The 5272-nt window shown below is 61.9% G+C and carries 6 protein-coding genes; 5 read left to right on the top strand and 1 reads right to left on the bottom strand.

What is annotated here, in order from left to right; translation table 11 throughout:
• The first annotated feature begins 105 nt into the window (after nucleotides 1-105).
• From NA637_RS23955 to NA637_RS23945, 3 genes are all read left to right on the top strand, one after another.
• On the top strand, nucleotides 106-978 hold the full coding sequence (locus NA637_RS23955; protein WP_256074995.1) for a DMT family transporter: 873 nt from the start codon (nucleotides 106-108) through the stop codon (nucleotides 976-978).
• Nucleotides 979-1072: 94 nt separating this feature from the next.
• Nucleotides 1073-1936, top strand: a complete 864-nt coding sequence (locus NA637_RS23950) for an isocitrate lyase/PEP mutase family protein (RefSeq protein WP_256074994.1) — start codon at nucleotides 1073-1075, stop codon at nucleotides 1934-1936.
• A gap of 55 nt (nucleotides 1937-1991) precedes the next feature.
• Nucleotides 1992-3149 (top strand): MFS transporter, encoded by a 1158-nt coding sequence (locus tag NA637_RS23945; protein ID WP_256074992.1) that lies wholly within the window; start codon nucleotides 1992-1994, stop codon nucleotides 3147-3149.
• Nucleotides 3150-3160: 11 nt separating this feature from the next.
• Here NA637_RS23945 and NA637_RS23940 read toward each other — a convergent pair whose 3' ends face one another.
• Complete coding sequence (locus NA637_RS23940; protein ID WP_256074991.1) at nucleotides 3161-3880, bottom strand: TorF family putative porin; 720 nt, start codon at nucleotides 3878-3880, stop codon at nucleotides 3161-3163.
• 294 nt (nucleotides 3881-4174) lie between these two features.
• Here NA637_RS23940 and NA637_RS23935 point away from each other — a divergent pair, with 294 nt between their 5' ends.
• Both NA637_RS23935 and NA637_RS23930 read left to right on the top strand, forming a co-directional pair.
• The gene (locus NA637_RS23935) at nucleotides 4175-4441 is read left to right on the top strand and encodes a DksA/TraR family C4-type zinc finger protein (protein WP_256074989.1); all 267 of its coding nucleotides are present in this window, start codon (nucleotides 4175-4177) and stop codon (nucleotides 4439-4441) included.
• 97 nt (nucleotides 4442-4538) lie between these two features.
• Nucleotides 4539-4985 (top strand): hemerythrin domain-containing protein, encoded by a 447-nt coding sequence (locus tag NA637_RS23930; protein ID WP_256074988.1) that lies wholly within the window; start codon nucleotides 4539-4541, stop codon nucleotides 4983-4985.
• Nucleotides 4986-5272: the final 287 nt, after the last annotated feature.

The raw sequence follows: 5272 nt of genomic DNA, 5'->3' as shown, positions 1-5272 counted from the left end.
CGAGCGCCGTAGGAATCTCCGGCATTCAGGCCGGGGGGGATGTCAAGAAATGCCGATATACAGGCATAATGCGTAGCTTGCTACCTATTGTCACGGTTTCCCTCATTGAACAACTCTCATCGGCCCCTGCTTGGCGTGTCGCTGATTCTGGTTTCTTGCCTGACGCTCGCCAGTCACGACGGGCTGTCGAAGTACCTGACGCAGCTCTACCCCGTGTTTCTGGTTATCTGGGCGCGTTATATGGCGCAGACGGCGCTGATGCTCACCTTGTTCACGCCACGCATGGGGCGTCGTGTGTTCCATACTCTGCGGCCGAAGCTGCAGATCTGCCGTGGCCTGAGCCTGGTCAGCGTCAGCATGCTGTTCATCAGTGGCCTGAGTTACATCCCACTGGCCGAAGCGACTGCCGTCATCTTCCTGGCCCCATTGCTGGTTACTATCGCCTCCGCCTTGCTCGGCGAACAGGTCAGTCGTGCCCAATGGCTGGCGGTCGGCTGTGGGCTGATCGGCGTGATGATCATCGTGCGGCCGGGCGGTGCCTTGTTCACGCCGGCGATCTTGTTGCCGTTCGGCGCGGCGCTGAGTTTCACGGTCTATCAGTTGATCACCCGTCGACTCAGCGCCACGGATCATCCGGTCACCAGCAACTTCATCACCAGCGTGGTTGGCAGTCTGGTGATGAGCGTGCTGGTCTTCTTCAACTGGCAGACGCCAACGCTGCATGACGCGCTGATGATGGCCGGGCTCGGTGCCATGGCCATGAGCGGTCATCTGTTGCTGACCAATGCGTTTCGCTTTGCCAGCGCCGCTGCGCTGGCACCGTTCACCTATTCGCAGATCATCTTTGCCGGGGTGGTAGGCCTGGTGGCCTTTGGACATACGCCGGATTTCGGCGCCATCGTCGGCATGGCCATCATCATCGCCAGCGGGCTGGTCATGGCGTATGTGCAAGGGCGACAACCGCGCCCGGCACTGTGAAACACCGAGACGTGCCATGGGCCGTCCGTACCACGCTCAACACTGAACAGACAAGGGCGACTCGACCCTTGCGTGCGATTCATCGGGGACCCCCATGCAACGTATCTCTCATCACGCCCTGCGCCGCGAGTTTCGTCGGCTGCTGGCCTCCGATCGCTGCTATCACACTGCATCGGTATTCGATCCCATGTCGGCGCGCATCGCCGCCGATCTGGAGTTCGAAGTCGGCATTCTCGGTGGCTCGGTCGCCTCGCTACAGATCCTGGCCGCGCCCGACTTTGCGCTGATCACCCTGAGTGAATTTGTCGAGCAGGCGACACGCATCGGCCGGGTATCACGGCTGCCGATCATCGCCGACGCCGACCACGGCTATGGCAACGCGCTGAACGTGATGCGCACGGTGGTCGAGCTGGAACGCGCCGGAATCGCGGCGCTGACGATCGAAGATACCCTGCTGCCCGCCAAATTCGGGCGCAAGTCCACCGACCTGATCGGCATGTTCGAGGCGGTCGGCAAGATCCGTGCGGCGCTAGAGGCCCGCATCGATCCCGACCTCGCGATCATCGCGCGGACCAATGCGGGTGTGATCGGCCTGGAAGAGGTGATCGCGCGCGTGCAGGCCTACGAGGCAGCTGGCGCCGATGGGATCTGCCTGGTCGGCATCGGGGATTTCGAGCAGCTGGAGCAGGTCGCGGAAACACTCAGCGTACCGCTGATGCTGGTGACCTATGGCAACCCCAAGTTGCGCGACAACAGCCGTCTGGCTGCGCTTGGCGTGCGCCTCGTGGTCAACGGCCACGCGGCCTATTTTGCCGCGATCAAGGCGACCTATGACTGCCTGCGCGAGCAGCGTCAGATCGATGCGTCCGATCTCAACGCCTCGCAGCTGTCGGTCAAATACTCGACCGCCGAGGAATACATGGTCTGGGCCGAAGAATACATGCAGGTCAAGGAGTGACCCGTCCGGCGGCGCGCGCCGCCGGGCTTCTTGTCCATATGTTGGCGGAGATCCGATGAGCCCACGCCTGCTGACCTTCATGGTGGCGTTTGCCGCCTTTCTCGGCCCGTTCACGCAGACGGTCTACGCACCGATTCTGCCGGAGTTGGGCGAGGCGCTGCAGACGACGCCGCTGCTGATCAACCTCAGCATTTCAGTCTTCACCTTCGTTTTGGCGCTCATGCAGATTGTCTACGGCCCGCTGGTGGATCGAAGCGGCCGCAGGCGCACCCTGTTGCTGGGGCTGGCGTGCTACATCGGCGCGTCCATCGGCTGTTTTCTCTCGACCACTATCGAGACGCTGCTGGTGTTTCGTGCGCTGCAGGCGGTGGGTATCGCTGCCGGTGCGGTGGTGGCAGTGACGGTGATCGGCGATCGGTTCGAAGGCGCCGAGCGTGGTCGGGCGATGGGCTCGTTCCAGATGATGGTGGCGCTGGGGCCAGTGGTCGGTCCGGTGGTGGGCGGCTTCATCGGCGAGCACCTCGACTTCCACTACGTATTTCTGCTGCTCGCAATGGTCGGTGGCGTTGCGCTGCTGAGCAACGCCATCTGGCTGCAGGAAACCCGCCCGGCCGGGAGCACGCCTCGCGCCTTTCATCCCAGGGAGTACCTGGATGTGGCGCGCAACCGCCAGGGGCTGGCGATCATGCTGCTGAGCTTTGTGCAGTACTACGCGTTCTACAACTACCTGGTGTTCATGCCGCGCGTGCTCGACGCCACCTATGGGCTGGGTGCCAGCGAAAAGGGCCTGGTGTTTCTGCCACTGTCGATTGCTGTTGTCATCGGCAGTTTCGCCGGTGGGCGACTGTTGGGGCGCTGGCGTCCCCGTCCGGTGCTGGTGACGACCGCGGCACTCAATGCGCTCAGTCTGCTGCTGTTTCTCGCGGTTGCGCAGTGGTCGCTGGCGGCGCTGGTGGTCGCGGTGAGCGCGTTCGGGCTGTTTCTCGGCCTTTCGCTGCCGGTGCAGACCAGCCTGCTGATGGACCTGTATCCGCACAATCGCGCCACCGCCGTGGGCAGCTACAACTTCTTCCGTTTCATGGGCATGGCCACCGGGCCGGTACTTGGCTCATGGCTCTATCGGGGCGGCAATCTTGGCCTGCTCTATGGCTTTGCGGCCACGGCCTTTGTTGTCGCCGTATGGCACGCGAGGATGCGCTTCAAGCAAGGCTGATCGGAGCATCGTTAGAACAGCGGACGCTCGGCCTTGAACATGAAGTAGCGCTCGCAATAGGTGTTCTGCCCCGAGTAGACACCGCACTCGCGGCCGCGCAGGCTCGAGTCGGTGTAGAAAAGATCCAGGTGCACGCCCAGCCAGGGGCGAGACAGGTTCAACGACCAGTCATTGAAGACTTCAACACTGCCACCGGGGTGGTACATCGGACTGTCCATCGAGTGGCTGGCATATTTCAGGCGCAGGTCCAGATCGAGTGGGCTGATGGCACCCAGCTCCAGCAGCAGGGTGCTGTCGGTGCGCCCCGGTCGGCTGCTCAACGCGCCACCCAGCCGACTGCCAGCCAGGTTGAAGCCTGCGTAGACTTCGTGGCGATCCGCTCCGTCCAGTTCGGGGAAACTGTAGCGGATCACGCCCAACTCGTAGCCTGGCGCCTGGTCGAAGCGGGGTTGGACATAGCCGATGTAGCTGTCCAGCTCCAACTGGTTGCCCTCGATGATGCCCATGCTGGGCGCCCACTGGCCGACATACAGGCCAGTGTCGTGAGTCAGGTCCAGTCCACCTCCGAAGGTGCTGGCGGCCGTCGGGGTCACCAGCCCCTGGGCCATGCTACGGGTGGGGGCCGTGCCGAGTTGCAGGTCGAATTGGCCCACCTCGCGTTCAAGCACTTCCGACTGACTGGCGCATCCGCCCAGGCCAATTAACAGCGCCAGCAGGATCTTCGTGTGCATCACCGCTTCCCTGGGGGTGTGTTTTACAGAAGGCCGTCGGGCGACCTCGGTGAGGCAAGTCCCGACATAGAGCATCTGTAGCGGGTGTAGCGGGCTTGCCGATTGATCGCTGAAAGGATAAACAATGCAATGTGACGCCGAGGCCCGTTCGTCGATTTGACGCCAACGGGTCGATGGGTGGTTTTCTTGGTTGGCGGCACGGAATGCGCGTCACGCCAGGCGTATTACTGAACGGTGTCCGGGGCAGGTGTTCCAAGCCAAGACACTGTTACACCTGACTTGCTGGAGGTCGTGATGGCTACGGGGTGGGCGAACGAGGGTGCGGTTCAGGAACAGATCGACAGCACCATCGAAGATGCTGTGCAGCGAGCGCGCAGTCGGCTGGGGCAGGGCGAGAGCCTGACGCACTGCGAGGAATGCGCCGCGAAGATTCCCGAGGCGCGGCGGCAGGCCGTGCCCGGTGTCAGGTTGTGCGTCAAATGCCAAACCGAACGGGACAAGCAGGAAGCCAAATTCAGCGGTTACAACCGCCGCGGCAGCAAGGACAGCCAACTGCGCTGAATGCGTGGACCAAAAACGCGCCGGTAAGGGCGCACGCGGCGCTCCTCTGCCTGTCACACACCGCGTCCCCACAGGTTCACGGAAGAGGAATATACCCATGATGATTTTCGAAGCGTTGCGCCAAAGCCACGATATCCAGCGTGATCTGTCTGAAAAGTTGGTACGGACCCGCGGCGACAGCGCCGAGCGGCAAGTGATTTTCGCTGAGCTCAAGCACGAACTCTGGGTGCATTCGGTGGCCGAAGAGCGCCATTTCTATATCCCGCTGATGCGTGATGACAGCGGGGTCGACCTGTCCCGTCATGCGATCGCCGAACACCATGAAATGGATGAGATGATCGAGGCGCTGGAAGAAACCGATCCCAGCAGTCCGAGCTGGCTTGTGCAGGCACGCAAGCTGTCTGACAAGGTTCATCACCATATTCAGGAAGAAGAGCACAAGTTCTTCCAGATGGCCGGCAAGATCCTCAGCGATCAGCAGAAGAGTCAGCTAGCCGGTGCGTACCTGGGCGCTTACGACGTCATGAAGGCTGAGCACGCCTAGAGCGCACGCGCTTCGGTGGGCATGCTGAAAACGAAGGTCGGGCCCGCTTCGGCTGTTGACTCTGCGCGCATGCTGCCGCCATGCGAGCGCGCAATTTCATTGGCAATGTTCATTCCTGTAGCACGGCGTTCGATGACGCACGTTAAGCGTGCAGTCGGGGGCAATACTTAGCTGCATGAGAGCGGGTGTGAATGTCTACGGCGCCACCAACCAGTAGCTCTGAGCGTCAACGGACACCGTTGTCGCCCCTGTAGGACTGAGCTTGTTCGCGATCATGATCAGGGTGC

This window comes from Stutzerimonas stutzeri (genome assembly GCF_024448935.1).
GTDB classification, from domain to species: domain Bacteria; phylum Pseudomonadota; class Gammaproteobacteria; order Pseudomonadales; family Pseudomonadaceae; genus Stutzerimonas; species Stutzerimonas stutzeri_AO.
This window is presented reverse-complemented; position numbering and strand designations above follow the sequence as displayed.

Bases quoted from the DNA above. Each gene is read 5' to 3' on its own strand.
- NA637_RS23930 (WP_256074988.1), top strand. From the start codon at position 4,539: ATGATGATTTTCGAAGCGTTGCGCCAAAGCCACGATATCCAGCGTGAT.
- NA637_RS23935 (WP_256074989.1), top strand. From the start codon at position 4,175: ATGGCTACGGGGTGGGCGAACGAGGGTGCGGTTCAGGAACAGATCGAC.
- NA637_RS23950 (WP_256074994.1), top strand. From the start codon at position 1,073: ATGCAACGTATCTCTCATCACGCCCTGCGCCGCGAGTTTCGTCGGCTG.
- NA637_RS23945 (WP_256074992.1), top strand. From the start codon at position 1,992: ATGAGCCCACGCCTGCTGACCTTCATGGTGGCGTTTGCCGCCTTTCTC.
- NA637_RS23940 (WP_256074991.1), bottom strand. From the start codon at position 3,880: ATGCACACGAAGATCCTGCTGGCGCTGTTAATTGGCCTGGGCGGATGC.